1 protein-coding gene is annotated in these 334 nt (G+C 53.3%); it reads left to right on the top strand.

The annotated features are described in order from the left end of the window. Positions 1-334 (top strand): DDE-type integrase/transposase/recombinase (locus ACTQ33_RS17225; protein WP_441465702.1); only part of this gene is annotated, 334 nt, incomplete at both ends.

The following is a 334-nucleotide window of genomic DNA, read 5'->3' as shown; positions in this document are numbered from 1 at the left end:
CAGACATCGGGCCTATAAAGTCACAACCAACTCCCAGCACAGCCATCCCGTTGCATCGAATCTCCTCAAACGAAACTTCTTCTTTGAACGCCCAAATCAAGCCTGGGTGGGTGATATTACCTACATTCCCACCGGTGAAGGCTGGCTCTATCTTGCCATTGTAAAGGACCTTTGTACCCGCAAAATTGTAGGTTATGCCTTTTCCAGCCGTATCGATACATCCCTGACACTGGCAGCCCTGGACATGGCAGTGCGTCGCTGCAAGCCGTCAACAGGCCTGATTTTTCACAGTGACCGGGGCGTCCAGTACGCTGCCAGGGCCTTTCGGGAACGG

This window comes from Candidatus Avoscillospira sp. LCP25S3_F1 (genome assembly GCF_052117125.1).
In the GTDB taxonomy this organism is placed as follows: Bacteria; Bacillota; Clostridia; order Oscillospirales; family Oscillospiraceae; genus Avoscillospira_A.
Note: the sequence above shows the minus strand (reverse complement) of the source record. Positions and strands in the feature narration are given on the sequence as shown.